Source organism: Endozoicomonas sp. SESOKO4 (assembly GCF_024606275.1).
Map to the genome: position 1 here is coordinate 1 of NZ_JAHHPS010000154.1, position 1,573 is coordinate 1,573.

The following is a 1,573-nucleotide window of genomic DNA, read 5'->3' on the forward strand; positions in this document are numbered from 1 at the left end:
CCAGATGCCTCATTCAGATTCTGAATGGCATCATGCAGTTGTAGAAGAAACCGAAGAATAAGGTGTAGAAAATAGGCATTGTCGGGGTCGGAGTCTGTTATGTCAATGTGGGTGAAAATCAGGCGGTCTTCTTCAGCGATGACGACGGTATTCCATGTATGCCCCGGGTATTTCGAAAACAATTCCTTGGTTAGATAAACATTTGCCAATACGTCAGGAAACAGTTGTTTAAGTTGAGCAAAAACAACCACCCCCAATGCCATATATTTATCACAGTCACCCATACCCCTTCGCCAATATTCAGCAATTGAACAACCTTCAGGGAAGGTAAGTGCCAGCTCTCCGTCATCCACAAGTTCGTAGTGAAGCTTTTCTGAAACAATCTTTGCTGTCAGGTGGAGCAAATTATAGATCGTTGGTTTTTTTACATCCTTGGCAGCCTTTTCAACGTACTTGAAAATTTCCGCGTGATCGTCCAGTGAAAAGTGGTACATGTCGTATTGGATAAATATGGAATTAAGCTTGGAAAACAAAGCCTTAGGTAAAGCAATAGGCTCTTTTTTACTCTGGTAGCCCGCAAGGTTGCCAAGGTGCTCAAAATGAAGCTGAGAGGTGGGGTATACAGTGCAGGTCTGTTGGTCAGAGGTTAAAGACGAGTAGGTGTCCAGATCAATGCCTCGGAAGTAAAGAGAAATCGCATCGAATAGATCTATGTCTTTCATCTTGGCTTCATGAATAAAATCAACAGGCACTTTAGAAATGTAGAGAGTTTTTAATTCAATGGATGAGTAGGCGAGTCCTTTGTATCTGGGCAGGTCTTCTGTCTTTAGCCCCTGTTTAAATGCATCTTGAAGATAGACCCGATCAGAGTCACTGATTACGAAGAAGAGGTTTTTGTATAAGGAACCTGCAAGATCAGGGGGTATTCTATTTTTGGCGTACTTGATGATAAAGAAGGCCCCATTAATGCCGACTTCGAGGTAGCTATTCGCTGTTTGGGGGCTTAACCGTGCCTCTAGAATTTCATCTATAAAAGCTGGGTCATTAGCCACTTTAGGATGAAACGATGCGACTACTTCCGGAGTAATGTTACGCTGGGTAAAACGGTGAATTTCATACGGACTGACCATTGGGGCTTTCTGAGAAAAAAGAAAGACTTCTTCTGCTGTGGTTCCCACCTCTGTGAGGCGTTCAATATCATAACCGGCCAGCGTGTCGTTCATGCAACGTTCTTCTTGTTCTGTAACATCAGCGTTGACACAGAAACTCATCGTTATGAGTAATACAGCAATCGGCTTGATGGCATGATTTCTAATGTTCATTGATGTAATCCTTTACACTCGGGTTCAATTGTCAATATGACTTTAGAGTCCCGGGAAAGTGTTTGGTTCCTCCGGGAGGGAAATATATGAGCGTTACAGGTAAAGAAGCCGGAAAAGATTGGGGAGATTTTTTCAGCTCATCTATTATTCATGTGTCTGGAGCAGTTGTTATGTCCGGATTGCTTTGATCGTGTGGACAGAAATATTTCTCGTATTCGGTAAGAAAGTATCGCAAATTGAAGTATTTTGAG

The 1,573-nt window shown here is 42.5% G+C and carries 1 protein-coding gene; it reads right to left on the reverse strand.

The features are described 5' to 3' along the window. Nucleotides 1-1,322: hypothetical protein (locus tag KDK16_RS02895; RefSeq protein WP_257274594.1), on the reverse strand; the 1,322-nt coding region annotated here is incomplete at its 3' end. Nucleotides 1,323-1,573 lie beyond the last annotated feature (251 nt).